The sequence below is a fragment of the Rheinheimera sp. genome (assembly GCF_037442345.1).
GTDB lineage: Bacteria > Pseudomonadota > Gammaproteobacteria > Enterobacterales > Alteromonadaceae > Pararheinheimera.
The window spans coordinates 90,900-116,131 of record NZ_JBBIQL010000011.1 but is presented as its reverse complement, the minus strand read 5'-3'; the positions used below and the strand labels follow the sequence as shown (position 1 = coordinate 116,131).

Genomic DNA, 25,232 nt, shown 5'->3' with positions numbered 1-25,232 from the left:
ATAACCCTTCTATCTTCTTTATACTTTTTGGTTATTAAAATCCGGCATACTCATATAACTAGCCGCTAGTCCTTGCCGGGATGACGGGCCATTGTTAGCATGCTGGTAACAGTAGTTCAGGTGTGTGGGTATGTCAGCCAGAGTATGGATAGGGGTGCTGTGGTGGTGTTGCTGGCCGGTGTTGGCTCAACAGGCCAGTCTGCCTCAGTTGCAGCAGCAATACCAAAGGGCAGGACCTGATCAACAACCCGCACTGCTGTTGCAATTGGCAGAAGTGGCTGTACGGCAGAATCCCGCCTTAAGTCTGGATTATGCACAGCAGTGGCGGTCACTGACTCCGGACAGGCAAAGTAACCACTACGCCCGGTTGTTAATCAGCGAAATCACCGCTTATATGCTGCAGGGCCAGTATCAGATGGCCTACCAGTTAGGTCTGGAACTGGAACCTCTGGCCCGACAGTCCGGAGATCAGCGCCTGCTGTTTAATGCATTACGCCGTCAGGCAGATAATCTGAACCGGCTCGGACAAAGCGCCCAGGCGTTGCCAATTGCATTGCAAGCCATGCAGATTGCCACCGACTCGGCGCAAACGGTGCCACTGCAGATTATGCGTTATGATCTTGCCCATATTTACATCAACCTGTTTGCTTACCCGCAGGCGCTTGAGATCGCCAGTGCTGGCCTGACTCAGGCCATGCAGGATCAAGACAGCGACAAAGAAGCCGGATTTCTGCACCTGCTCAGTGAAGCCAGCCGCCTCTATCAACAATACAGTGCCGCAGAAGATTTTGGCCGTCGGGCTTTGAGTGTCCGTCAAAGCCGCCAGGAGCCGGCGTTGCTGGCGCAGTATCACCTGAGCCTGGCCCGGACGCTGTTGGCGCAGCGGAACTGGGACGCGGCTCAGACCGAATTGGAGCAGGCCTGGGCCGCAGCCACGAAGGTACAAAATGCTCAGGAGCAGGCAGATGCGCTGCTCAGTCAGGCGGAACTGGATTTAATCCGTGGCCAGCCAGACGCAGCCAGCCAACGTTTTGAACAAATCCGGCAGTTACTGGCTGCAGAAGAGTTCAGCAGCAATCTGGCTATCCTGACTGTGCAGTACCTGAACCATCTGGTGAACTACGGTCAGCCCGCTCAGGCTGCCGCTCTCTATCAGCAAAAGTTACAGCACTACCAGCCTTCGGCCAACACCCAGCATGAAATTGATTACCTGCTGCTGAGTGTTGCAGTTCGGCAGCATCTGCAGCAGTACCAGCAGTCAGCCCAGCTCAGTCAGCGCCTGATGCAACTGCAACAGCGCCAGTTTGATGACAAACTGGCCAAACAGGCGCTGGTGATCAGCATGGAGCAACATAAAACGCTGCTGCAAAGGCAATTACAGGAAGCTCAGCAGGCAAAAACCCTGAATGAACTGGAATACCAGCACCGGCAACGCCTGACGTTGGCTGTTGCCACCGGAGTCTTATTGGCATCTGCCCTGTTACTGTCGCTGCTGTATCACAAAAACCGCCGCAGCCAGCTTAAGTTGCGGCAGGAGCAGCTGCTGGCACAGCAGAAAATAGCCATTAAAAATGAATTTATCGCATCGCTTGGCCACGAAATCCGCAGCCCACTGCAAGGTATCCACCTGGTCATTGAGCAACTAAGTCAGGAACTGCGCACCCCGGCCGTGCAGCAAAAGCTACAACTGGTTATCCGGAGCCTGGGATCACTGGACAGTATCATCAGCAATATCCTGACCAGCAGCCGGCTGGAACATGGCGAGTATCAGCTGAATTTAAGGCCTGTTGCCCTGACAGCCCTGGCCCGGCAGTTACAGGATTTGCTTAAACCTCTGGCACAAAACAAAGGCCTGCAGCTGCATTGCCATATCGCTTCTGCAGTACCTGCCCTGGTGATGCTGGATGAGAATCTGCTGACCCAGTTGCTGACGAACCTTATCAGCAATGCCGTTAAATACACTGAACAGGGCGAAATAGAACTGAGGATTGAACTGCAGCAACAAAAGCTTTGGTTTAAGGTCCGCGATACCGGCGTGGGGCTGACCCAATTGCAAATCAGCCAGTTGCTGCGGGGGGAACGGCTGGAACAACAGCGGCCTCTGCAGGCAGGCCCGGGTCTTGGTATAGTCCTGTGTCAAAAATTGTTGGCACAGGCAGATTCTGTACTGCATATTCATTCTGTTCCCGGTCATGGTACCGAAGCCAGTTTTGCTCTGGCGCTGACAGACGTCAGCCCGGGCCCTGAGCTGCCCGTACAGCTTCAGCACGAACTGGCTCTGGTCGTAGACGATGACCCGCTTTGCCGGGTCAGTCTGGTGCATCACCTGACAGAGCTTGGCTTTCGGGTGCAGCAAGCAGACAGTCTGACACAATTGCAGCAGATGCCGCTTACGGACTGGGGCTGGCTGTTTCTGGATGGCCACCTGAGCGATGGCAGTTCCAGCCAGGTACTGGACTGGTTACGTGCCCAGCACCGCTTGCCTGCGCAGTGCCGGGTGGTGCTGGTCAGTGGCAGTGCTGATGGACCCCTTGATCCGTCAGTCAGCACTCTGCTGCTCAAACCCTGGCGGCGTGAGCAATTGCAAGCAGTGGTCAGTCAGTTGGCGCGGGTTGAACCTTTGATGCCGCTGTATGACCTGACCTATCTGCAACAAAATGTGGAGGCATTGACTGCAACACAGCGCCAGCAGCTGATGCAGCACCTGACTACGCAGTTCACCGCTCTGCAGCACGAGATACAGCAGGCCTGCCCTGATGCGAAACTGATGCACCGTATGATCGGGACTATGGGGCAGCTTGGCTTGTTACGGCTGGCACAACTATGCCGGCTGGCCACCCAGAGTGACCCCAACCAGCCTCCTGACCCTTGGACGCTGGCACAACTCAGGCTTTGCCTGACACAAAGCCAGCAGATAGTCTGGCAGCAACTGGCTGGCGTCGATGACGGTTCAGTTCAGCGCTGATTCAGAGGCTCTTATTCACTATGACCGCAGTACAGACACAGGTATCACCATCATGAAATTTCTTCTGATCGTTTTGAGCTGCCTCAGTAGCACAGTCGCCCTGGCCAATCAGTGTTCGCTGCAACTGCAGCAGGATTTAACCGTCAGCCCGGCACAAATCAGCCTGCAACAGGGACAGCAGGAACTGTGGCGCATGGACACCAAAGGCCAGCTGTGGCAGAACGGCCAAAAAGTTACTCTCAGTTCAACAGATCAACTGGTGCTAAAACAATACCAGCAACAGCTGCGCAGTCAGGTTACGGCCTCCGCTGCACTGATGGATGACAGTCTGCAATTCGCCCGCGCTGTACTGGACCAGAACCTGCAGCAAAGCACAGGGCAAGGACTGGCTGATCACCCCCAACTGCAGACTGTTGTGAGGCAACTGGAACAACAACTGAAACAGCTGGTGGAACGCAAAGATTCGTCTATTTATGTCTATGGCAGCCAGTTGGCTTCAGCCAACAGCAATCTGGCGCAGGAGGCAGAACAAAAAATCCAGCAGGCTATGCTGAAAATCAGCAGCCAGATGATGCTGACTCTGGGCCAGCAGGCACTGCAAGGGAACGGCACTGCAGCTGAAAAAATGCAACGCTTCAGCAACGGCGTCGGACAATTTGGCTCCAGGCTCAAGGCGGATCTGAAATCGGCCAGCGGACCTCTGCAACAGCGGGGACAACACATCTGCCAGCAGTTGCAGCAATTGGATCAGGTGGAAATGCAGCTGCAGCGACAAATCCCACAACTGGCGGATCTGGACTTAATTGACAGTACCGCACCAGGCTTTAAAAGCAACCTCGAGGGCGTGTTATGATCCAGAGAATCTTACCAGGCAAAAGATACAGCGAAGCCGTGATTGCCCATGGCTTGATCTTCTGTTCCGGCATGGTGCCCGAGAATACCGGGGCTGACGCCACAGCTCAGACACAGAATGTGCTGGCGCAGATCGATCAGTTACTGGCACAACAAGGTGTGAATAAAAACCATATTGTTGATGCAACCATTTATCTGGCGGACATGGCGGATTACAACGCCATGAACGAGGCCTGGGACGCCTGGGTTGCCGAAGGTCAGGCCCCGGCCCGCGCTACCGTCGAGGCCAGACTGGCCGATCCGCACTGGAAAGTCGAGATTAAAGTGGTAGCGGCACTCTGAGCGCTCTGCGACAACAAAACTAGCCGTGGTTGCCGCTGTCTGTGACCGGAAATAAATCCAGCAGCAGATCGTCCAGCAAAGGTTGCCAGTTGCGCCAGTCATGGCCTTGTTCAACCTTGACCCTGGTCAGCTGATGCCCCTGCTGCTGCAGCAGTTTCATCAGTGCGGTGTTCGCATTCAGATTGTCGTTGCGGCTGCCAACCGAATAAAACAGCCGCATCTTCGGGCCTTGCCGCTTTTTGTATTCTTGCCTGAGCACTTTCAGATGCTGAGAATTGGCCGGCGACTGCAAGCCATACAAACCAAAGTACTCCGGCAGCATTAAACCAAAACACAAGGCGTTCGTCGCGCCGAAGGACAATCCCATAATGCCGCGTTCTGCGCGGGACGGCTGAATGCCAAGCTGAGCTTCCACCTTGGGTATTAACTCGTCGCGATAAAAAGCTGCATAGCGGGTATTGCATAAATACTGCTGATGACGTCGGTCCAGTGTCCGCTGATCGGGGTCCCTGCTGTCGACAAAAACCACATAAAGAGGAACAATTTGTTGCTTCAGAATCAGCTGATCCAACACAGCCATCATCTGGCCTTGCTGAAGATAAGCCGCGCCGTCTGAGACATAAAGAATATGCTGCACTGAATCACCGGCTGGTACCTCAGGCCGGTATAGCCAGTATTGCAGCGGATAGTGCAGTGCCTGACTGTCGATACGAAAAAGCTCAGCCCTGTCCGCTTGCGCTGCCAGGGCTGAGCTCCACAGCATGAGCCAAAGCCAGCTGCGTTTCATCAGATCTTGCAGGCACCGCCTGCACAATCGTCACCACCATCCTGCAATTCTGCCAGTTCCGCCAGCTGCGCTTGCTGCTGCTTGTGCTGTTCCGCGTTGGTTTTCTGTTCCGCGGCGTCAAAATCCAGGTGGTCTAAATCAAAATCAAAGTCACTCATTGTCCGTCCTCCACTGCTATGCATGGTCAGTGGAGTCACTTTAACGGACTTTCAAGTCAGACCCAAGGCTGTTTTTAGCCAAAAATACGTTGCAGTTCAGCCAGACGCTCTTCCTCAGACATGGCTTTGAGCTGCTGGATCACTGACGGGGTCAGCTTGCGGATTGAACCACGGCTGAACTCGCGGATTTGCTGTTCAGCAGAGGTCTCAGTGACCGGGCTTTTTGATGCGCTCAATAAGGCTTTACACTCTGCTTTGGCTGGTACAAAACCCAACTTATCGGCGTAAGCGCTCAACAATTGCTTGCTGGCATCCTGACGAACCAGAGTGCAGTACTCCTGGTTGCTGTACTGGTACTGTTGCTCAACAGTCACAGGTTTGGTTTGTACAGACATACTGAATAAAGCAGCAGTGAATAAAACAGACATGGTCGGCTCCTATGGGCAGTTCGTTTAACTGCGCGCATTTTGAGCAGATTATGTGACAGTCCAGTGACAGATAGCGGAGAAAAAACAGCACAGAAGCATTAGTTTAACTAATGCTTCTGTCATTCTGGCGAGTCGGTTAAATCACCAGCTGGCCTGCTTTCACCACCGCAGCCGGCTGTTCAAGCAATTTGATTTGTTGCAATGGGTCGGCCTTGATGGCGACAAAATCCGCAAAGGCGCCAACTTCAATCACCCCTACATTTTGCTGGCCCTGCTCATTTTTCCAGTTCAGCAAAGTACCAGCGTTTAAGGTGGCCGCTTGAATAGCCTGCAGCGGCGTCATGCCCCATTGCACCATATAGGCAAATTGGCGGCCATTCAGCCCATGCTGATACACCCCGGCATCAGTGCCATACGCCATTTTTACTCCGGCTTTCACCGCCTTCTGGAAATTCTGCCGTTGGATCAGGCCAACTTTTTTCTCTTTTTCCAGTGACTCCGGCAAAATACCGGCCTTTTCGCCTTCGGATAAAATAAAGTCGCTGACATAAACGTCCATCACCAGGTAGGTGCCATGTTTCTTCGCCAGTGCGATCGCTTCATCATCAATAAAACTGCCATGTTCTATTGAGTCCACCCCAGCCTGAATAGCACGTTTAATACCCTGCAACCCGTGGGCATGCGCGGCGACAATACGGCCTCTGTCATGGGCCTCTTCCACCAGCGCCGTCATTTCCGCCAGATTGTACTGACTGGCGTTGACGTCGGTATTTTTTGACAACACACCGCCAGTGGCCGTGAACTTGATCACATCCGCACCGTATTTGATATTTTCCCGCACCTTGGCGCGGATCTCATCCGGTCCGTTGGCCACACCGCCACTGCTGGCCCGGTAAATATGCGGCAGCAGGTTGTTGTCACAGTGACCACCGGTAATGCAGATAGTACGGGCGGCCGTGCGCATACGCGGTCCGGCGATTTCACCTTCATCAATAGCGTCACGCAAAGCCACATCAGAGAAACCGCCTGCCCCCAGGTTACGCACCGTGGTAAAACCTGCTTTTAAGGTGGCTTCGGCTGCCTTGACACCATAAATAGCTTCACGGGCCGGTGTTTCTGCCAAAGCCCGGTAGCCGTGTTTATTGGGGTCCGAGGTCAGGTGCACATGCATGTCAATAAAGCCGGGCAACACATGGTAGTCAGACCAGTCCAGCACTGGCACGCCAGCTGGTGCCTGCCCGGCGGGCACTATGGCACTGATGCGGCCCTGCTCAACCAATACGGCCTGGTTTTCTTGGTATTTTCCGCTACGTACGTCCAGTAACTTCCCCGTCAGGATCACCTGTTCCACTGCGACAGCCTGCCCTGCCAGCACCAACAACCCTGGGGCCACCCACTTCATCATTCCGCTTTTCCTTGTTGTGCCGCCACTAACTCAGCCACCTGCTGCTCCAGTTGCTCCAGTTTGGCGCGGGTGCGCGCCAGTACCTGGGTTTGCACATCAAATTCTTCGCGCGAGACAAAATCCAGCTGACTGAGTTTTTGCTGCAAGGCCTGCTTTATTTTGCCTTCAATATCATCGGCCATTTCCCGGACTTTTGGCGGGATGCTGTTCCCAATCTGGCGGGCCATTTCTTCAATTTTTTTTGGATCTATCATGATCGTTCTCCTTTGGTTGCCTTCATTCTACGACCAGAACTGCAGAACGCGAATGAAATCTGCCGCAAAAAAAAGATAGAATAACAGGCCAAGCAGAGGACCCGACCCAAGTGAAGCTTAATCCCCAACAAAACGAAGCCGTTAAATACATCAGCGGCCCTTGCCTGGTGCTGGCTGGCGCCGGTAGCGGCAAAACCCGGGTGATCACCAACAAGATTGCGTATCTGATTGAAGAATGTGGGCTGGCGGCCAAACATATAGCGGCGGTCACCTTTACCAACAAAGCGGCCCGGGAAATGAAAGAGCGGATCAGCCACCAATTGCCCCGCCCTTTGCTGCGTGGCCTGACGGTCTCCACGTTCCACACCCTGGGGCTGGATATTCTGAAAAAGGAATACAAAGCCATTGGCTACAAAGCCAACTTCACCCTGTTTGACGATCAGGACAGCATGGCACTGCTCAAAGAACTGACCGAACAGGAATTCCAGGGGGACAAGGATCAGCTGAAACTGCTGATGGGGAAAATCTCCAACTGGAAAAACGATTTGTTATTGCCAGGCCAGGCGCTGGCTCAGGCACAAGACCCGCAAAGCATCAGTTTTGCCAATTATTACCAGCAATATGCCCAGCAACTGCGTGCCTACAATGCACTGGATTTCGATGACCTGATTATGATGCCAACGCTGCTGTTTGCCGCCAACGAACAGGTCCGCCACAAGTGGCAACAGAAAATTCAGTACCTGCTGGTGGACGAATACCAGGACACCAATACCAGCCAGTACGAGTTAGTGAAGTGGCTGGTTGGTGAGCGCCAACGTTTTACTGTGGTAGGGGACGACGACCAGTCGATTTACTCCTGGCGGGGTGCCAAACCACAGAATCTGGTGCTGCTCGGCAAAGACTTTCCAAACCTGAAAGTGATCAAGCTGGAGCAGAACTACCGCTCGGCAGAGCGTATTCTGAAATGTGCCAATATTTTGATCGCCAATAACCCGCATGAATACGACAAAAAGCTGTTCAGTGAACTGGGTTATGGGGTGCCGTTGCGGGTCCTGCCTACCCGCAATGAAGAAGATGAAGCTGAAAAAGTAGTGGCCGAAATTATTTCGCACCGCTTTGTCAACCGCACCCAATACAAGGATTATGCCTTGTTATATCGCGGCAACCACCAGGCCAGGGTCTTTGAAAAAGCCCTGATGACCAACCGTATCCCTTACAAAATTTCCGGCGGCACCTCGTTTTTTTCCCGCAGTGAAATTAAAGACATCATGGCGTACCTGCGTTTGCTGGTGAATCAGGACGATGACAATGCGCTGCTGAGGGTTGTGAATGTGCCGCGGCGGGAAATAGGCGCGGCGACGCTGGAAAAAGTCGGCAGTCTGGCCAATGAAAAGCACATCAGCCTGTTTGCGGCCTGCTTTGAACCTGAACTGGCGGAACGTCTGCCGGCCCGCAGCCTGACTGCTGTCACCAGTTTTGCCAATTGGATCAACCGGCTGGCTGATCAGGCGCAACGCAGCGATCCGAAGGAAGCGGTGCGGGATTTGATCCGGCAAAGCCATTATGAAGCCTGGCTGTTCGAAACCAGTGCCAGCGGCAAAGCCGCTGAAATGGCACTGAAAAACATCAATGAGTTATACCGTTGGGTCAGTGAAATGCTCGATGGCAAAGACGATGAAGAACCTCTGAGCTTAAGTGAAGTGGTCACCAAACTGACGTTGCGTGACATGATGGAACGGCAGGAGCAGGAAGACGACGCCGATCAGGTGCAGCTGATGACCATGCACGCCTCCAAAGGCCTGGAATTTCCTTATGTGTTTATTGTTGGTATGGAAGAAGGCTTGTTGCCGCACCAGAGCAGCATTGATCAAGACAATGTGGAAGAAGAGCGCCGGCTGGCCTATGTCGGCATTACCCGCGCACAACGCGAGTTAGTCTTCACTTATGCGCGCGAACGCCGTCAGTACGGCGAAATCGTCAAACCTGAACCCAGTCGCTTTCTGGAAGAACTGCCCGCCGACGATTTGGAATGGGTGAAACCTGGGGTCGTGAAATCGGAGCAGGAACGGCAACAAACCGGCCTGGCTCACCTGGACAGATTACGCCAGTTGCTGAAAAAACCCTGACTCCTGCGCTGCCAGTTCAACTGGCTGGTCAGCAAAATAATAGCCGCCGGCCTGCGCCATCAGTTGTTGGATCTCAACCTGGTCTGCAGTGCCTGCTATCAGCTTAAACTGACGGCTCTGTGCCAGTTGTTGCAGTACCTGCAGCAACTGACGGCGGCTTTCGCTGCGTGGCAGACTGCGGCTGAAGGCGGCATCCAGTACGACAAAATCAAAGGGATACTGCACCAATAAGCCCAGGGCCGCCACTTCCGCGGCAAACTGATCCAGCGACAGACGTACGCCCAAACGTTTTAGCTGATGCAGATTCGCCAGCTGTGTCGCAGACAAACGCAGTAAATCTGCTTCGGTAAAGCCCAATACCAATTGATGCAAAGGTAACAGGGACTGCTGCAGCTGTAAGGTTAACTTATCCAGCAGTAAATGATTGCTTAACCAGGCTGAATTCAGGCTCAGGCATAACACAGCACCTTGCTCAATAGCGTCTGACTGCCGGGTCAGCTGTTGCAGCAGCATCAGTTCAATATCCGGCATCAAACCGGCCTGAGTGGCCTGACGGCTCAGCTCCTGTTGTTGTTCAGCATCGGACTGCAGCCAGCACAGACTGGCCTGGTAGCCCACCAGTTGCGATTGATCCCCAGCCATCATAGGACGTAACTGCGGCCTGAACCTGCGTTGTTGTACGGCCTGTTGCAGGGCCTGTTCCTGCCCCAGTTCCTGCAGCATCTGTGCCCGCATGCTGTCATTGAAAATCACAAAGCGGTTACGGCCAAAAGATTTAGCCTGGTACATGGCCGCATCGGCATCACGCAGCAATTCATCGGCATGCTGGTACCAGTTCTGATAACAGGCAATGCCAATACTGGCACCGGAACACACCTGGTTGCCTTCCAGGTTCATTGGCTGGCGTACAGATTCAATTAAGCGCTCGGCCACTTCTTCGGCGTCTACTTCATGCTGAATTTTACCCAGCAGAATCACAAACTCGTCCCCACCCAGCCGGGCCACCAAATCGTGCTCACGCACCGCCTGCTGCAAGCGACGACTGACTTCAATCAGGAACAAATCACCAATGTGATGGCCAAGTGTGTCGTTGATTAACTTAAAACGATCCAGGTCGATAAACAACAAGGCAAAGTTGGTGGCCGAATCACGGTTGCGGTACGAAAAGCGCTGCTTGAGCTGCATCAAAAACATCTGCCTGTTGGCCAGGCCTGTTAATGCGTCATGATTGGCTTCAAAGAACAGTTGCTCTTCAGCTTTTTTGCGCTCTTCCACCTGCAGACGCAAAAACAAATTGGTCTGGCGCAGTTCACGGGTGCGTTCAAAAATACGCTTTTCTAAGTCTTCGTGGTGTTGCTTTTGCTGTTCAGTCGTCAGCTTACGGCTGATGGCCACCGCTATATGCTGCGACACAAATTTCAGCAACACCAGTTCCTGCTCACTGTAATGATGGCTGTTGTCATAGCATTGCAGCGCAATCACCCCCAGGATCTGGCTGCCTATCTGCAGCGGAGCGCCCAGCCAACTGGTACACATGGGCTGATAGCCTGGGCTGCTGACTTGCCGCTCCACTTCACCGGATTGCATCAGTTGCTGCAGCTGCGCTTGTGTGATTAACCGGGCTTCACCGCAACGAATGACATATTCGGTCAGCCCTCGCTGTAAAGGCCGCTGTTGCTGCGCCGGGCTGTACTGGTCCAGATAAAACGGGAAGTGCAACTGCTGTCCGTCTTTGTCCAACAAAGCGATATAACAGTTTTCAGTCCGTAACAACCCACTGAGAATGCTGTGAACTTCCCGATAGAAGCTTGACATATCCGAGCTGGCCGCGGTCAGTTCGGAAATTTTATACAACGCAGCCTGCAGCTGTTCCGCATGGCTGCGTTCACGAATTTCATGTTGCAAGGAGGCGTTGGTGTTCTGCAGTTGCGCCGTACGCTCACGCACTGTCTGCTCCAGCAGTTCGCGGCTGCGCACCCGGTCAATGGCGGTGACTGTATGGATAGCAATATGGCTGATCAGCGCCCGATCATGTTCGTTATAGCCGGTATCTGCCTGATAACTCTGAATCGCCATCACACCAATAACCCGCTCACCACGGCATAAAGGCACGCCTAACCAATGCTTGGATGGTGAGCCCTGTGCTTGGACATGACCGGCCGCAACCAACCGTTCAAATTCAGTTTCATCACACAATAAGGCTTTGCCTTGCCGGGCAACGTACCCGGTCAGGCCTGTTGCAAAAGCTTCGGAAGGTGCATCTGGCAAGATCTGCTGATCTTTTTCATCCGCAAAGTATTCCAGCCGGAATTGGTTGTCCTGATCAATCAGCACCACATAAAAATTATCTGCACGTAACTGTTGGTTCAGTAGCTGATGAATAGCAGGATAAAACTCGCGCATTTCCTTAATACCAGACGCCAGCTCAGACAGGTGCAACAAAGCGCCCTGAATACTGTATGCCCGCTTATAGCCAGACAGCAGCATACGCATACGGCGTAACTGACTGTGCCAGACTGCAGGAATAACGGAGCTGAGCTTTGAGTCCTTCAAGGTGTTCTCTGTATTCTTATTATTAGTTGCGGCGAGTGCCAGGCGGCTGCCTCTATTATGCACAAAGTCTGAACAAATGGAACGCCTGATTTTTACACTGAACCAATCAGATGCAACAAAGTTGGGCCTTGCTCAGAATCAAAGACCATACAACCGCTGATGTCCGAGACCAGCAGAGTTGGCGCAATAAAAAAAGCCGCAACTGAGGCGGCTTTTTTTGCAGCGTAAAAATTATACGCCGTCAGTCATGAATTTAATGGCTGCAGCCAACTCTTCGTCAGAACAGTCGCCACAGGTACCGCGTGGTGGCATGGAACGAATACCTTCCACAGCATGCTTCAGCAACACATCCATTCCTTGCGCCAAACGAGGCTTCCAGGCCGCATCACCTTTTTTCGGAGCATCCAGAGCACCAGTGCCATGGCAGGCAAAACAAGCGCCCTGATAAACCTGTTCGCCAGAACGTGGGCCTTTCGGGCCTGTGTCTGCTGCAGCTTCGGCACCAGCCAGATACACCTGACCTACAGGCTCCAGACGTTTCTTCAGTGCGTCATTATCGGCTTCCTGAGCTACTGCATTGACCAGGGCAGCAGAAGTGATCAGGGCAAGGGCGAGCGTTAATTTTTTCATCTGTGGATCCCGTTCAAAGCCTTGTTAGTTTTGGGGCATTATAGCGTTGCCAGCCTGACCAGTGGAAGCCCCTGTATTTGTTGGGGTTTCATTTGCGACGAAATACATGCCAATTCTTTGAGCAAAATCATTATAACGAGGTATTTCTTTCACTCTTTTTTTATCTAAAAAAAGTTCTGCTCAGGCCTATGCAACGATGATGATTGTGGTAGTCTGTTTGTCCGGTTTTGGCCTTACCCCACCTCCCACTTTGACAGGGTCGCCAGCTCCGAAAAAATATTCACAATTGGATGTATAAGAAAAACAATAAGGGAATAAGCAGTTTAACCCTTCTTTTTCTTTTAAAAACAAACACATACAAATAACCTATCAGTGTCTGTTACGGCAAACGCTGTATAAACCCTATTGTCTTTCCACAAAGTTATCCACAGATTAATCAGCTTTCCATACCCGCATGAAGCTGGCTCCGATCCTGATGTTATGGCATGCTAACTAAAATGTTTTCAGGATAATCCGTTATGGCCTCAGTCCCACAAAATCCACTGATCCTGGTGGATGGTTCGTCGTATTTATTCCGTGCCTATCACTCGCCACCACACCTGACCAACTCCCGTGGCGAAGCCACCGGCGCCATATATGGTGTGGTCAATATGCTGAAAAGTTTGTTGAAGCAATACCAGCCGGACGAAATGGTGGTGGTATTTGATGCCAAGGGGCCAACTTTCCGCAACGACATGTATGCCGATTACAAAGCCAACCGGCCACCAATGCCAGATGATCTGCGTAGTCAGATTGAACCTTTGCATAAAATTATTAAGGCCATGGGTTTGCCTTTGCTTTGTATCAGCGGTGTTGAAGCTGATGATGTGATTGGCACTCTGGCGGTGCAATACAGCCAGCAGGGCCGGCACGTCCTGATATCCACCGGCGATAAAGACATGGCGCAGCTGGTGACGGACAAGGTCACGCTGATCAATACGATGACAGATACCCTGTTAGATCCGGACGGCGTGCGCGAGAAGTTTGGTATAGCCCCAGACCTCATTATTGATTATCTGGCCCTGATGGGTGACAAAGTCGACAATATTCCAGGTTTACCCGGTGTCGGTGAAAAAACAGCCTTAGCCCTGCTACAAGGCATAGGGTCGATTGAACAGCTGTACCAACGCCTCGATGACATCGCCGCTTTGGGTTTTCGGGGCAGTAAAACCATTGCCGACAAAATGCGTGAACATCAACCACAACTGGCATTGTCTTACCAGTTGGCCACCATCAAAACCGATGTGGAGCTGGACCTGAATGAAGCGCAGTTAAAAATCACCAGCGCAGATTTGCCAACTCTGGCCGAACTATACAAAGACTGTGAATTCAGACGCTGGCTCAGTGAAGTGTTGTCTGCCCAGGAAAAATCAACAGGTCCTGCACAAGCCAGTTTATTTGGCGACGCCGAAGCACAACCCGAATTGCCTGCGACAGAGCAATCCGCTACGGCCACCCCAGCCTATGGCTGCATCCTGACACAGGACGCCTTTGACCAGTTACTTCAGCGGCTGCAGCAGGCCGAGCTGGTCGCTTTGGATACTGAAACCACCAGCCTGGATTATATGGTGGCTGAACTGGTCGGTATGTCTTTTGCGTTTGCGCCGGGTGACGCCTGTTATCTGCCGTTGGCTCATGATTACGTTGGTGCGCCGGAACAGTTAAACCGTGCGCACGTCCTGTCAGCACTCAAGCCCTGGCTGGAAAACGCCAAAGCAGCCAAGGTGGGTCAAAACCTGAAATACGATATGAGCGTATTGGCCCGTTATGGCATCGAACTGCAGGGCATTCAGTTTGACACCATGCTGGAGTCTTATGTGTTTAACAGCACAGGTTCACGTCACGACATGGATTCATTGGCACTGAAGTATCTGGGCCATAAAACCATCAGCTTTGAAGACATAGCCGGCAAAGGCGCAAAACAACTGACGTTCAATCAGATAGCCATTGAGCAGGCCACAGCTTATGCTGCTGAAGACGCCGATGTCACCTTGCGCCTGCATCAGACATTGTGGCCACAGCTGGCAGAAAATACCGAACAAGCCAAAGTGCTGACCGAGATCGAGGTTCCACTGCTCAGTGTGTTGTCACGCATGGAACGCCAGGGCGTACGGATTGACCCGCAGTTGCTGCAGCAGCAGAGCCAGCAACTGGCCGAACGCATTGGCGAACTGGAGCAACAAGCTTACCAATTGGCAGGTAAGGAATTTAATCTGGCCTCCCCCAAACAGCTGCAAGAAATTCTGTTTGAACAAATGGGCTTGCCGGTGATCAAAAAAACGCCGGGAGGCACCCCATCCACCGCAGAAGAAGTGCTGGTGGAGCTGGCTCATGACTACGAATTTCCCAAGTTGATTATGGAACACCGGGGTCTGAGCAAGCTGAAATCTACTTATACTGACAAGCTGCCATTGTCGGTGAATGCCGAAACCGGCCGGGTTCATACCTCTTATCATCAGGCGGTCGCGGCAACCGGGCGCTTAAGCTCCACCGAACCTAACCTGCAGAATATTCCAATCCGCAGTGAAGAAGGCCGGCGTATCCGCCAGGCCTTTATTGCCCGGGATGGTTACACCATTCTGGCAATTGACTACTCGCAAATTGAATTGCGGATCATGGCGCATCTGTCCAGAGATCAGGCGTTGCTGAATGCCTTTGCCCAAGGCAAAGATATTCACCGGGCCACAGCAGCAGAAGTTTTTGGCGTCAGTCTGGATGAAGTCAGCACCGAGCAGCGCCGCCGCGCTAAAGCCGTGAATTTTGGTCTGATTTATGGCATGTCCGCTTTTGGTCTGGCCCGGCAACTGGATATCAGCCGCTCAGAAGCCCAACAGTATGTTGACCTGTACTTTGAACGTTTCCCTGGTGTGCGGAACTATATGGAGCGCACCCGGGCTCAGGCACATGACCAAGGTTATGTCGAAACTTTATTCGGCCGCCGTCTCTACCTGCCGGAAATCAATGCCCAGAATATGGCCAGAAAAAAGGCCGCTGAGCGGGCTGCTATCAATGCCCCTATGCAAGGCACCGCCGCCGACATTATCAAAAGGGCGATGATTTTGGTGGACCAGTGGCTGCAACAACAACAGCAGCAGCATGCACTAATGATTATGCAGGTGCATGACGAACTGGTGTTTGAAGTGAAAACCGAACAACTTCAGCCAATTACGGCCGAATTGGTAAAGCTGATGGAGTCTGCCGCCAGTCTGGACGTGCCTTTGCTGGCAGAAGCCGGTTTTGGGCCGAACTGGGATCAGGCACACTAAAAATATTTTTACCGAACCAGTGAACTTCACGGCTCCGCCATTATCTGAACAGATGTGTGAATGCCCATTCCTGGTATGTTGACCTTCCGCCCCGGTATATCCGGGGCTTTTTTATGCCAGCCCATCCTTGCAGCTTTTTCAACATCCTTCGCCTGATTTTGCTTGTGTTAAGCCGTTCCTGCTGAGTAATTGGGTTACATTTCAGCTGTTTCGCATGCTAAAAACAGAAATTCTGTAGTTTAATTACAAACTTCGCCTTGCTTTTTTATTCAACAGTTGTAGAATTCAAAACGTAGGGTACAGAGGTAAGATGTTCTATCTTTCAGCACTAACAGGCAGTTTTGCCGAGTTAATGACCAGAAAGAAAGGCTTTATTAGCCGCCCCACTGCTTGCAGTGGGGCGTTTTTTTTGTCTGTCGTTCGCTAAAATAACGAAATTATGAAATAAAATTAGATTTTCTAGAGCAAATACTTCAAACATGAAAAATTCTGTGTATAATGCAGATGTCTTGTCAAACAAGACACCCTGTTGATTTGAAATTATTGAATAGCTTCTCCCCGTTTGCTATGACCGGCCCCATAAAGGCCGGTTTTCTTTATTTTGCGCACTGTAAATCTGAAAACTTACCATGCCCCCGACAACGTGTGTCTTGGGTCACTGTTTGGCTGCAGATTACAAAGGATTGAAATTCCGGGAAGAAAATACTGATATCCACAGGGGCCTGAAGCCCCTGTGGATTGAGCTGTGCTCAGAGGCTTTGGGTCTGCCCTTCCAGGCCCTGCGGGTAAAACCAGTGATCCAGCACCTGCTCCAATTCTGTCAAACCTAACTTGGTTAACGAACTGAACACCTGCACTGTGACATCCCCCATAAAGGCTAATGACGCTTCCCGCACTTCCAGCAACACTTTTTTTCGTGGTCCAGGGCTTAACTTGTCCGCTTTGGTCAGCAGTAATAAGACTGGCAATTGGCTTTGCACCGCCCAATGGATCAGATCCTGATCCAGGTCTTTGAGCGGGTGGCGAATATCCATCAGCACCACCAAACCTTTCAGGCTGTCGCGTTTCACCAAATACTCACTTAAAGATTTTTGCCACTTCAGTTTGACCTCCAGTGGCACCTGGGCATAGCCATAACCAGGTAAATCGATCAGGCGCTGGTTCTCTCCCAGCGTAAAAGTATTAATCAGCTGAGTCCGTCCCGGGGTTTTACTGGTACGGGCCAGACTTTTTTGCCGGGTCAGTGTATTTAACGCACTGGACTTGCCTGCATTGGAGCGACCGGCAAACGCAACTTCAATGCCAGTATCCGCTGGTAATGCTTTAATGTCTGGGGCGCTGGTCAGAAAACTGGCTTTCTGATAATTGATTAAGGCTTTGTACACAGCCTGCTCCGATAGAAAATTTTGCGTTAGTGTAACGGATCCTGCCGATCCACAGAAGCATTACTCCACTTTATGGGATTCTCAGTACGCCAGAATCGTGTAAAATAGGCAAAAATTATAAGGTCATTCACAACTTGGTTGCCAGCTTGCTGGTGGGTCATCGCGGACAGAGACGGAAAAAAATGAAAAAATTCGCACTTCCACTCACGCTATTTTTAGGTCTAGTGGGTTCAGCTTATGCATTGGACGGCAATGCAGAAGCAGGAAAAACCAAATCAGCTACTTGTGCTGCCTGCCACGGCCCGGATGGTAACAGCCCAACCGATATGTATCCCAAAATTGCTGGTCAGCATGCAGGTTATATTTTTAAGCAGTTAAAAGAATTTAAGCTGGGTGCAGAAACCGGTGGCAAACAAGGCCGTAACAACGCTGTGATGGCCGGTATGGTTGCAGCTTTGTCTGAGCAGGACATGAAAGACCTGGCTGTCTATTACTCTGGCCAAACCATGAAGCCTGGCAGCACTCCTGAAGATGTGGTGGCTAAAGGTGAAAAATTATTCCGCTCTGGGGATAAAGCACGTGGTATTGCTGCGTGTATTGCTTGTCACGGTCCACGGGGTGTCGGTCACAGTCTGGCGGGTTTCCCAAAAATTTCGTTCCAGCATGCCGCTTATATCAAAACTCAGCTGGAATCCTTCCGCGGTGCCACTCGTGCCAATGATATGAATGGCATGATGCGTGATGTGGCTAAAAAGCTGACCGACGAAGACATTGAAATCTTGTCCAAATACCTTGGTGGTCTGCATTAAGAGTGCAGCGTCAGTCAGAAAAGCCAGTCTCTGCACTGGCTTTTTACTAAACATCAAAAAATAAAATTCAGCATCAAAAAAGCCTGCATCAGTGTGCAGGCTTTTTTGTTTATTCATCCGGCTTATTTGCTTTCTGCCGGGGTTTCAGCTTTTGGCTCTTCTTCACCAATGCCTAACAGCTCAACGTCAAATACCAACACGCTGTTCGCCGGGATAGTGCCCATATCGCGCTCACCGTAGGCTAAATCGCTTGGGATAGTGAACTTGAACTTGGAGCCAACGCTCATCAGCTGCACACCTTCAGTCCAGCCTTTGATCACCTGATTCAGCGGGAACTGTGCCGGGCCACGCTCTTTGGAACTGTCAAACTCAGTACCGTCAGTCAGTGTACCAGTGTAATGCACACGCACCACATCCGTCGCTTTTGGTTTTGGACCATCAGCAGCTTGCACTACTTCATACTGCAGGCCAGATTCTGTCACTGTTACGCCTGGTTTCTTAGCATTTTGTTCCAGGTAAGCTTTCCCTGCAGCAATGTTTTGCTCGGCCTGAGCTTTCGCCAGTTCAGTTTGTTTCTCACGGGCAGTTTGCTCTAAAGCCATCATTACTTTCTGCACTTCTTCTTCAGTCAACTGCGCTTTACCTGCCAGTTGGTCCTGAATACCACGCAGAATCACGTCAGAAGCCAGAGGTAAACCCAGCTTCTCATGCTCTTTGATAGTGCTGTCGATAAAACGGCCAGCTGATACACCCAGGCTGTACGATTGTTTGGCTGCGTCTGTGTCCAGAGTCAGGGGTTTTGGTTGTTCTGCTTCTTTGTTGCAAGCAGATAAAGTGAAGACGGCTACCGCAATCAGCGATACCTTAGTCATTAAGCGCATGTAGTTCTCCGATAAATTACGCAGGTTGAGCTGCCAAAAGTATGTTTTAATAAGTCTAAAGGTGTGAAACCACGGTCCTATACTAACGGTTTGTGCGAATGACGTTAACCCATGGTGCGAAATATCTGTCGCTTTTCTTGGTCATTGGTCTGCTTGGTTGTGACAAAGTTCAGCCAGAGCCCGTCCGACAGGTCCTGCACAGTGAAAATCCCTCTTATGCCGCCAGTATTGACCAGGCGGGCAACAAGGTTGCTGTATCCTCTGTCGACAGCGGCGTGACCGTCTGGGACATTCATAGCGACACCGCGTTATACAAGCTGAACCATCAGGGGCAGGCCGACAATCAAATCCTCGCATTGAGTGTCAGTCCGGATGGCAGCTCACTCGTCACGGCAGACAGTCAGAATTTTGCCCTCTGGCAGATGAGTGACGGTAAAAACCTTGGTTTCTGGTCCATCAAGGATGCCACAATCCGTGATCTGGCCGTGGCGGATAATGGCCAAAGTCTGCTGATTGGCCAGAGTGATGGCAAAATACAGCATGTCACCCTGGCGAGCGGACGACGGCTGGAGTTTCTCGGTCATACTGAAAATGTTAACTCAGTGGATTTGTCTGCCAATGGCCGTTTTGCACTGACCGGGGCCAATGATCATCATGCCTATTTCTGGGATACCGGCAGCGCGCAGATCATATACAGTTTCCCGCACCCGAATCGGGTGACCAAAGTAGTACTGGACCAACAGGGCCGCTACGCTTTTACCGCAGGCAGTGAAGTCACTGCGTTTATCTGGGATCTAAAAACAGGCAAACAAATCAGCCAGTTGAAACTGTCCAGAGCGCAAATCATTACCGCAGCCCGATTTAGCCCGGATGGCCGTTATCTAGTGACAGGGTCGCCGTCCCGTGCCTTGGCGCTGTGGGATGTGCAAACTGGTGAAAAAGTCCAGCAATGGCAGGTCCGGGCCATTCTGAACAGCAGACCGGCCAGTGCTGTGGTACATGCAGTGGCCTTTTTATCCAACCACCAGATCCTCAGTGAAAGTTCCAGTGGCGTAGCCGAAGTATGGGAGATCCACAAATGACACAAGCCGACACCAATGAACTGCAACAGCAGATCATTGATTTAGAAAGTAAACTGGCATTTCAGGAAGACGCCGTGCTGGCGCTGAACAATGAACTGCTGGAGCACCAGAAACGCATTGAAAAACTGCAGCGACAGGTGTTGCTGCTCGCAGAAAAACTGAGCCGCAGTGACAACAGCGATATTCTCAGGCCAGAAGAAGAACCACCACCGCCGCATTATTAAGCAACTTTGCTGGCCTCTTATTCGGGTTTAAACACCCCGATCACCTGTTCAGCAGGACGCGCCTGCTTAGCAACCTGCTGTTCAGGCTGTACCATCTGGTAATGGCACTGCACACATTCCACCTTTTCCACATTGTTTTCCTGAAACAACATCATGGTGTCGACGGCTTTGCATTCAGGGCAGGTTGCGCCAGCAATAAAACGTTTTTTCTTCCGGATTGTCGTGTTCATACTCTACAATTCGCTTTTTTGTCAGATGTCTGATGGTTGGCCTGCGCTCAGGCCCAGTTTGTTCGGGACCCCGTTTTATGATCCAGCTGCACCAACTTGAACTTCGCCGCGGCATTAAATGCCTGTTGAAGGATGCTAATCTTACCGTATTTCCCGGCCAGCGCGTCGGAATAATTGGCGCCAATGGCTGCGGCAAATCCAGTTTGTTTGCACTGCTGCAGCATAAGCTGCAGCCGGACGCCGGGTCGGTCAATATTCCGTCCAGCTGGAGCATCGCCACAGTAGCGCAGGAAACACCAGCTCTGAACATCAGTGCCATGGATTATGTGCTGCAGGGGGACAGCCAGCTGTACCCCTTATTGCAGCAACTGAAAGTGACAGATGGTTCTGTTGACCTGGCCGCAGTGCACCATCAAATTGAAGCGCTGGACGGGTACCGTGCCGAAGCCAAAGCTGGCACTTTGCTCGATGGCCTGGGTTTTTCCGGCGCAGCCCAGCAACACCCTGTGAAGTCATTTTCCGGTGGCTGGCGGATGCGGCTGAACCTGGCCCGCGCCCTGATGCAACCTGCCCAACTGTTGCTGCTGGATGAACCGACCAACCACCTGGATTTAGACGCTGTACTCTGGCTGGAAAAATACCTGGCCGGTTATGACGGCACCTTGTTGCTGATCAGCCACGACCGGGATTTCCTCGACGCTGTGGTCGATGGCACTGTGCATATCGAACACCAGACCCTGACCCTGTACAAAGGCAACTACAGCGCCTTTGAGCGTCAGCGGGCTGAACACCTGGCGCAGCAACAATCGAACTACGAAAAACAGCAGCGTCAGGTGGCGCACCTGCAGCAGTTTATCGACCGCTTTAAAGCCAAAGCGACCAAAGCCAAGCAGGCGCAAAGCCGGATCAAAGCGTTGGAGCGTATGACCTTATTGGCACCGGCCCATGTCGACTCCCCGTTCAAGTTTGAATTTTTACCACCACGCGCTTTACCCAACCCGCTGCTGAAACTGGAAAACGTCAAAGCCGGTTATGCGGACACCAGCATATTGCAGCAAATTAATTTCCAGTTATTGCCTGGCAGCCGTATCGGCTTGTTGGGCCGCAACGGCGCCGGTAAATCGACGTTGATTAAACTGCTGTCCGGCTCTTTAGCTCCACAGGCGGGTGAGCTGTGGTACGCCAGCGGTGTTTCTATCGGTTATTTTGCCCAACACCAGCTGGAAACACTGCGGCCGCAGGATTCCCCCTTGCAGCACCTGGTCAGGCTGGCACCGGAGGCCACCGAACAGCATCTGCGGGATTTCCTCGGTGGTTTTGGTTTTCATGGTGACAAAGCGCTGGAAGCCTGTGCACCTTTTTCTGGTGGCGAAAAAGCCCGACTGGTGCTGGCCTTGTTGGTGTATCAGCGCCCGAACCTGCTGCTGCTGGACGAACCGACCAACCACCTGGACCTCGACATGCGCGAAGCCATAGTGATGGCACTGCAAAGCTTTGAAGGTGCTATTGTGGTGGTGTCGCACGATCGGCATTTACTGGCCAGCACCACAGACGAGTTTTATCTGGTGGCGCATGGCAAAGTGGCCCCTTTTGCCGGCGATCTGGCGGATTATTATCAGTGGCTGCAGCAGGACCAAAAAGCCAGCACCGAACCCAAGGCCGAAGCCGCTGGCAGTGCGGTGCAACGTAAAGATCAAAAGCGGTTGGAAGCTGAGCTGCGTAATCTGCTGCGGCCACTGAAACAAAAAATTGAGAAGCTGGAGCAACAACAAGACAAGTTGCAACAGGCGCTGACAGCCATTGAGCAGCAACTGGCCGATACCAGCCTGTACGACGCCAGCCGCAAAGCCGACTTAACCCGTCTGCTGACTGAACAGCAACAGCAGCAAAAAGCACTGCAACAAACCGAAGAAGACTGGTTTGCCGCACAGGAAGAGTGGGAACAGCAAAATGAGGCCTTCTGGGCACAAAACAATGGATAAAGACCAGTTCTGGCAGTTCAGCCTGGCCTTGTACAGCCCCAACAAAGAGTTGTGGCTGCATTGGCAGGACCAGTACGGACTGAACATCAACCTGGCGTTATTTCTGCTGTTTTTACACCGGCAGCAACAGCCGCTGTCTGAAACAGGCTTAATGTCGCTGCAACAACAGTTGCAGCAGTTCAGTCGGCAGATCACTCAGCCGTTGCGCGTTGTGCGCCGCGCTGTGCCAACCCCCTGGCTGGATCCAGCGGTCCAGACGCCTTTTCGCAAGCAGTTGCTCCGCTCTGAGCTGGCGGCAGAACAACTGGAGCAGCAGCTGTTGCTGCAGCACTACGCAGAGTTGCCTGACGCTGACGTGACTGCTCCCAAAGCTGAGCTGTTGACCCGCTACCTGCAGTTATTACAGGCCCCGACCTTGCAGCTGCAGCCGTATATTTTTGATCTGTATCAACAAGCGGCCGCCCTGTAACTGCCACCTGTGGCAGATTTTGATCTACATCAGTTCAGCCATGCTTCTTCTTCATTAAGCTGGGTTTGTATCCACAGCGAAGGAGCACGACCATGTCTGTCTGGCAACAATTTCTGCAAGACCCAGTCATTTTTATCTCATTCAGCGGCTTGGCGCTGGTGATTGGACTTTGTCTGTTTTATGCAGCTTATTTCTTATACAAAACCAGCCATAACGAATAGTGCCGGCTCAGCCTGCGGCCAGTTGATGGTGCAGCTGTTCCAACTGCCATAAAGTCAGCGCAAAAATGCTCAGCTGCGGGTTGGCCCCGAGACTGCTGGGCAGAATGGAGCCATCCAGCACTGACAGGTTATGTAATTGATGGTGACCACCGTCTGGGCGCACCACCCCTTTGGCCGGGTCTGTGCTCATACCGCACCCTCCCATCACATGGGCGCTGGCCAAAATGCTTTGGTAGGGCGCCAGCTGCAGACCGGCAATAGCGGCTTTGGCCTGCGCCCAGCTGTGATAGTGCTGCGCCTGCTGATGCATAGGCAACACCGCCTTGGCTCCTGCAGCAAACTGCAGCTCCGCCATGGCCAGCAGAGCCCTGCGGGCGCCTTGCCACAGGTAAGGTGTCAGTGGGTAATGCAACAAGGGTTCGCCTGCGTTGTCCAGACGTACTTCGCCGCCCTGGCTGTCCGGGTGAAAGCCATCCCGCAGCAAAGCAATACACACCTGCAACTGGTTAAACTGCCGCATCAGCGCAGCATGCGACTCTGCGTGGCCAATCAGCTTTGACGCCATCAACACAGGGTGTACAGGGGCTGCTTCCAGTTTAAACCCCATCTGATCATCCTCTGGCCAGACAAACTGGTCCGAATAGACCGACTGAGGAGCCCCACTATGGCCAAAAATGGGTTCGTCATACAAAGCGCCGGAAATCAGGCTGGGGTGCAGACAGGTGCGTTTCCCCAGTTGCCGGTACGGGTCGGGCGCTTCGGAACGAAGCAACAAGGCTGGAGAGCCAATAGCCCCGGCCGACAGAATAAAATGCCTGGCCTCGAATCGCAGTACAGGGCTGGCTTTGGCTTTGAAATACTGATCGACCGGCACGGCCTCCAGCGCCTGCACAGCGGAGCCAGACCAAACCAGGCGCCTGGCACTCAGATGGGTGATCAACAGAGCACCATGCTGCATAGCCGCAGGCACAGCAGTGACCAGCATCGACTGTTTGGCGTTGAGCGGACAACCCATACCGCAATAACCCAAATTGGCGCAGCCTTTGACATTGCGGCTGATCAGGCTGTAATGCCAGCCCAGCTGTTCACAGCCCTGGCGGAGTTTATCGTTATTGGCATTGGCGGGTAGCGCCCAAGGCTGAATATTCAGCCGCTGCTCGGCCTGTTGAAAATAAGGTGCCAGCTGGGCGCTGCTAAATGGCAAATCAAACTGCGCACGCCAATAGTCCAAGGTCGGTTCCGGTGTGCGAATAGAAGTGGTCCAGTTTACCGTGGTGGAGCCACCTACAGTGCGGCCCTGCAAAATGCTGATGGCCTGATCGGCCGTTTTACGGCCTGCGCCATCCTGATACAGCGCCGGATAAGCCCAACGTTCCTGTTGCTGAAACTGGCCACCTTCCAGCAAGCCCCCCATCTCCAGCAGTATCACCTGCAGACCCGCGCGGCTCAACTGCTCTGCGGCCGTGGCCCCGCCCGCTCCCGAGCCAACGATAACGACATCGGCCTGCAGTGTCTGTGTTTCGGTCAGGCTGCGGGCATCCAGGTAACGCCAACCCGCAGCTATACCGTCGGCGATTCGATTTTTGCTCACAGGCTGGACTCCGGGTTCAACAGCGGGGCCTGATACTGCAGCGCGTGCCACGTTGCCGGGTTGCCATAATAAGCCGCCAGTAACAGTTCTTTGCAGCCAGCATAAGCCTGCTGCAGCAGGTGCAGGTAGCTGTTGCGCCAGCTGTCCAGCAGCGCCAGCCGATCGCCCAGAGGCAAGTGGGCCAACGACAACCAGTGCCCGGTCAGTGCCAGCCGGAGTAAGTCTGTCTCCAGCACCACAAAAAGTTGTTGCAGCTGTTGCTGTTGACTCTGTGACAGGTAAGGCAGATAGTCCAGCACGGCCTGACGGCTGTGTTGCAGCTGCTGCGTTGCCAGAGCCGGCTCGTCCGGCAAAGCACCAAGCAATAAGGCTGGCAGCAATGCATCTACGACCAAAGTCGCCGTGTCGTCACTGCCTTCGGCCTGCTGATACTGGTATACTGCCAGGCCTGTGCTGGTCCCCACCAGCAAAGCCAGGGCGCTGAAAAGAAACTGGCGTCTGTGCATTATTGTTCTGGTCCGGCCAGGAAATCGAACCTAGATTGTTGAGTAGT

At 52.6% G+C, this 25,232-nt stretch carries 23 protein-coding genes; 11 read left to right on the top strand and 12 right to left on the bottom strand.

The features are described 5' to 3' along the window. Positions 1-130 precede the first annotated feature (130 nt). The 3 genes from WKJ04_RS08610 to WKJ04_RS08600 are packed head-to-tail and all read left to right on the top strand — an operon-like array spanning position 131 to position 4,159. Positions 131-2,965 carry an ATP-binding protein gene (locus WKJ04_RS08610; RefSeq protein ID WP_337880045.1) on the top strand — a complete coding sequence of 945 codons (2,835 nt, stop codon included), beginning with the start codon at positions 131-133 and terminating at the stop codon, positions 2,963-2,965. 52 nt (positions 2,966-3,017) lie between these two features. Next, positions 3,018-3,818, top strand: coding sequence for a DUF2884 family protein (locus tag WKJ04_RS08605; RefSeq protein WP_337880044.1), 801 nt, complete (start codon positions 3,018-3,020; stop codon positions 3,816-3,818). Next, on the top strand, positions 3,815-4,159 hold the full coding sequence (locus WKJ04_RS08600; RefSeq protein WP_337841658.1) for a RidA family protein: 345 nt from the start codon (positions 3,815-3,817) through the stop codon (positions 4,157-4,159). Before WKJ04_RS08605 ends, WKJ04_RS08600 begins: the two co-directional genes overlap by 4 nt. Before the next feature lie 19 nt (positions 4,160-4,178). On the opposite strand, the gene WKJ04_RS08595 is transcribed toward WKJ04_RS08600, so the two are convergent. The 5 genes from WKJ04_RS08595 to WKJ04_RS08575 all read right to left on the bottom strand — a co-directional run bounded on the left by WKJ04_RS08595 (position 4,179) and on the right by WKJ04_RS08575 (position 7,191). Next, on the bottom strand, positions 4,179-4,946 hold the full coding sequence (locus WKJ04_RS08595) for an alpha/beta hydrolase-fold protein (RefSeq protein ID WP_337880043.1): 768 nt from the start codon (positions 4,944-4,946) through the stop codon (positions 4,179-4,181). Then, positions 4,946-5,104: a hypothetical protein gene (locus tag WKJ04_RS08590; RefSeq protein ID WP_337880042.1), complete on the bottom strand. Its 159-nt coding sequence runs from the start codon at positions 5,102-5,104 to the stop codon at positions 4,946-4,948. The genes WKJ04_RS08595 and WKJ04_RS08590 overlap by 1 nt, the downstream gene beginning before the upstream one ends. 74 nt (positions 5,105-5,178) lie before the next feature. Beyond that, on the bottom strand, positions 5,179-5,532 hold the full coding sequence (locus WKJ04_RS08585; protein ID WP_337880041.1) for a hypothetical protein: 354 nt from the start codon (positions 5,530-5,532) through the stop codon (positions 5,179-5,181). A 136-nt stretch (positions 5,533-5,668) separates the two neighbouring features. Next, positions 5,669-6,937 carry an amidohydrolase family protein gene (locus WKJ04_RS08580; protein ID WP_337880040.1) on the bottom strand — a complete coding sequence of 423 codons (1,269 nt, stop codon included), beginning with the start codon at positions 6,935-6,937 and terminating at the stop codon, positions 5,669-5,671. After that, positions 6,934-7,191, bottom strand: coding sequence for an accessory factor UbiK family protein (locus tag WKJ04_RS08575; RefSeq protein ID WP_337841663.1), 258 nt, complete (start codon positions 7,189-7,191; stop codon positions 6,934-6,936). Before WKJ04_RS08575 ends, WKJ04_RS08580 begins: the two co-directional genes overlap by 4 nt. A 110-nt stretch (positions 7,192-7,301) precedes the next feature. Between WKJ04_RS08575 and rep the strand changes: the two genes are divergently transcribed. Then, entirely contained in the window at positions 7,302-9,317 is a 2,016-nt protein-coding gene (rep, locus tag WKJ04_RS08570; RefSeq protein WP_337880039.1) for a DNA helicase Rep, read from the top strand. On the opposite strand, the gene WKJ04_RS08565 is transcribed toward rep, so the two are convergent. Both WKJ04_RS08565 and WKJ04_RS08560 read right to left on the bottom strand, forming a co-directional pair. After that, positions 9,291-11,870 (bottom strand): diguanylate cyclase, encoded by a 2,580-nt coding sequence (locus WKJ04_RS08565; protein ID WP_337880038.1) that lies wholly within the window; start codon positions 11,868-11,870, stop codon positions 9,291-9,293. The genes rep and WKJ04_RS08565 overlap by 27 nt on opposite strands. 231 nt (positions 11,871-12,101) lie before the next feature. Beyond that, entirely contained in the window at positions 12,102-12,500 is a 399-nt protein-coding gene (locus tag WKJ04_RS08560) for a c-type cytochrome (RefSeq protein WP_337880037.1), read from the bottom strand. A 518-nt stretch (positions 12,501-13,018) separates the two neighbouring features. Here WKJ04_RS08560 and polA point away from each other — a divergent pair. After that, positions 13,019-15,805, top strand: a complete 2,787-nt coding sequence (gene polA / locus WKJ04_RS08555) for a DNA polymerase I (protein WP_337880036.1) — start codon at positions 13,019-13,021, stop codon at positions 15,803-15,805. Positions 15,806-16,554: 749 nt separating this feature from the next. Here polA and yihA read toward each other — a convergent pair. Continuing rightward, positions 16,555-17,190 carry a ribosome biogenesis GTP-binding protein YihA/YsxC gene (yihA, locus tag WKJ04_RS08550; RefSeq protein WP_337841668.1) on the bottom strand — a complete coding sequence of 212 codons (636 nt, stop codon included), beginning with the start codon at positions 17,188-17,190 and terminating at the stop codon, positions 16,555-16,557. 182 nt (positions 17,191-17,372) lie between these two features. Between yihA and WKJ04_RS08545 the strand changes: the two genes are divergently transcribed. Beyond that, positions 17,373-17,999 carry a c-type cytochrome gene (locus tag WKJ04_RS08545; RefSeq protein ID WP_337841669.1) on the top strand — a complete coding sequence of 209 codons (627 nt, stop codon included), beginning with the start codon at positions 17,373-17,375 and terminating at the stop codon, positions 17,997-17,999. A 122-nt stretch (positions 18,000-18,121) separates the two neighbouring features. Here the strand turns inward: WKJ04_RS08545 and WKJ04_RS08540 are convergent, their stop codons facing one another. After that, positions 18,122-18,880 (bottom strand): FKBP-type peptidyl-prolyl cis-trans isomerase, encoded by a 759-nt coding sequence (locus WKJ04_RS08540; protein ID WP_337880035.1) that lies wholly within the window; start codon positions 18,878-18,880, stop codon positions 18,122-18,124. A 98-nt stretch (positions 18,881-18,978) separates the two neighbouring features. Here WKJ04_RS08540 and WKJ04_RS08535 point away from each other — a divergent pair, with 98 nt between their 5' ends. After that, entirely contained in the window at positions 18,979-19,962 is a 984-nt protein-coding gene (locus WKJ04_RS08535; RefSeq protein ID WP_337880034.1) for a hypothetical protein, read from the top strand. Then, complete coding sequence (locus tag WKJ04_RS08530) at positions 19,959-20,186, top strand: SlyX family protein (protein WP_337880033.1); 228 nt, start codon at positions 19,959-19,961, stop codon at positions 20,184-20,186. The genes WKJ04_RS08535 and WKJ04_RS08530 overlap by 4 nt, the downstream gene beginning before the upstream one ends. Positions 20,187-20,203: 17 nt before the next feature. Here WKJ04_RS08530 and WKJ04_RS08525 read toward each other — a convergent pair whose 3' ends face one another. Next, on the bottom strand, positions 20,204-20,404 hold the full coding sequence (locus tag WKJ04_RS08525) for a YheV family putative zinc ribbon protein (protein WP_337841716.1): 201 nt from the start codon (positions 20,402-20,404) through the stop codon (positions 20,204-20,206). 89 nt (positions 20,405-20,493) lie between these two features. Between WKJ04_RS08525 and WKJ04_RS08520 the strand changes: the two genes are divergently transcribed. From WKJ04_RS08520 to WKJ04_RS08510, 3 genes are all read left to right on the top strand, one after another. Next, positions 20,494-22,398, top strand: a complete 1,905-nt coding sequence (locus WKJ04_RS08520; protein ID WP_337880032.1) for an ATP-binding cassette domain-containing protein — start codon at positions 20,494-20,496, stop codon at positions 22,396-22,398. Next, positions 22,391-22,867, top strand: coding sequence for a TIGR02444 family protein (locus tag WKJ04_RS08515; protein WP_337880031.1), 477 nt, complete (start codon positions 22,391-22,393; stop codon positions 22,865-22,867). The genes WKJ04_RS08520 and WKJ04_RS08515 overlap by 8 nt, the downstream gene beginning before the upstream one ends. 92 nt (positions 22,868-22,959) lie before the next feature. Continuing rightward, positions 22,960-23,088, top strand: coding sequence for a DUF3149 domain-containing protein (locus WKJ04_RS08510; RefSeq protein WP_337841675.1), 129 nt, complete (start codon positions 22,960-22,962; stop codon positions 23,086-23,088). A 7-nt stretch (positions 23,089-23,095) separates the two neighbouring features. On the opposite strand, the gene WKJ04_RS08505 is transcribed toward WKJ04_RS08510, so the two are convergent. Continuing rightward, on the bottom strand, positions 23,096-24,679 hold the full coding sequence (locus WKJ04_RS08505) for a GMC family oxidoreductase (protein WP_337880030.1): 1,584 nt from the start codon (positions 24,677-24,679) through the stop codon (positions 23,096-23,098). After that, positions 24,676-25,185 (bottom strand): hypothetical protein, encoded by a 510-nt coding sequence (locus WKJ04_RS08500; RefSeq protein ID WP_337841677.1) that lies wholly within the window; start codon positions 25,183-25,185, stop codon positions 24,676-24,678. Before WKJ04_RS08500 ends, WKJ04_RS08505 begins: the two co-directional genes overlap by 4 nt. Positions 25,186-25,232 lie beyond the last annotated feature (47 nt).

Bases quoted from the DNA above. Each gene is read 5' to 3' on its own strand.
- WKJ04_RS08610 (WP_337880045.1), top strand. From the start codon at position 131: ATGTCAGCCAGAGTATGGATAGGGGTGCTGTGGTGGTGTTGCTGGCCG.
- WKJ04_RS08605 (WP_337880044.1), top strand. From the start codon at position 3,018: ATGAAATTTCTTCTGATCGTTTTGAGCTGCCTCAGTAGCACAGTCGCC.
- WKJ04_RS08600 (WP_337841658.1), top strand. From the start codon at position 3,815: ATGATCCAGAGAATCTTACCAGGCAAAAGATACAGCGAAGCCGTGATT.
- WKJ04_RS08595 (WP_337880043.1), bottom strand. From the start codon at position 4,946: ATGAAACGCAGCTGGCTTTGGCTCATGCTGTGGAGCTCAGCCCTGGCA.
- WKJ04_RS08590 (WP_337880042.1), bottom strand. From the start codon at position 5,104: ATGAGTGACTTTGATTTTGATTTAGACCACCTGGATTTTGACGCCGCG.
- WKJ04_RS08585 (WP_337880041.1), bottom strand. From the start codon at position 5,532: ATGTCTGTTTTATTCACTGCTGCTTTATTCAGTATGTCTGTACAAACC.
- WKJ04_RS08580 (WP_337880040.1), bottom strand. From the start codon at position 6,937: ATGATGAAGTGGGTGGCCCCAGGGTTGTTGGTGCTGGCAGGGCAGGCT.
- WKJ04_RS08575 (WP_337841663.1), bottom strand. From the start codon at position 7,191: ATGATAGATCCAAAAAAAATTGAAGAAATGGCCCGCCAGATTGGGAAC.
- WKJ04_RS08560 (WP_337880037.1), bottom strand. From the start codon at position 12,500: ATGAAAAAATTAACGCTCGCCCTTGCCCTGATCACTTCTGCTGCCCTG.
- polA (WP_337880036.1), top strand. From the start codon at position 13,019: ATGGCCTCAGTCCCACAAAATCCACTGATCCTGGTGGATGGTTCGTCG.
- WKJ04_RS08545 (WP_337841669.1), top strand. From the start codon at position 17,373: ATGAAAAAATTCGCACTTCCACTCACGCTATTTTTAGGTCTAGTGGGT.
- WKJ04_RS08540 (WP_337880035.1), bottom strand. From the start codon at position 18,880: ATGCGCTTAATGACTAAGGTATCGCTGATTGCGGTAGCCGTCTTCACT.
- WKJ04_RS08535 (WP_337880034.1), top strand. From the start codon at position 18,979: ATGACGTTAACCCATGGTGCGAAATATCTGTCGCTTTTCTTGGTCATT.
- WKJ04_RS08530 (WP_337880033.1), top strand. From the start codon at position 19,959: ATGACACAAGCCGACACCAATGAACTGCAACAGCAGATCATTGATTTA.
- WKJ04_RS08520 (WP_337880032.1), top strand. From the start codon at position 20,494: ATGATCCAGCTGCACCAACTTGAACTTCGCCGCGGCATTAAATGCCTG.
- WKJ04_RS08515 (WP_337880031.1), top strand. From the start codon at position 22,391: ATGGATAAAGACCAGTTCTGGCAGTTCAGCCTGGCCTTGTACAGCCCC.
- WKJ04_RS08510 (WP_337841675.1), top strand. From the start codon at position 22,960: ATGTCTGTCTGGCAACAATTTCTGCAAGACCCAGTCATTTTTATCTCA.
- WKJ04_RS08500 (WP_337841677.1), bottom strand. From the start codon at position 25,185: ATGCACAGACGCCAGTTTCTTTTCAGCGCCCTGGCTTTGCTGGTGGGG.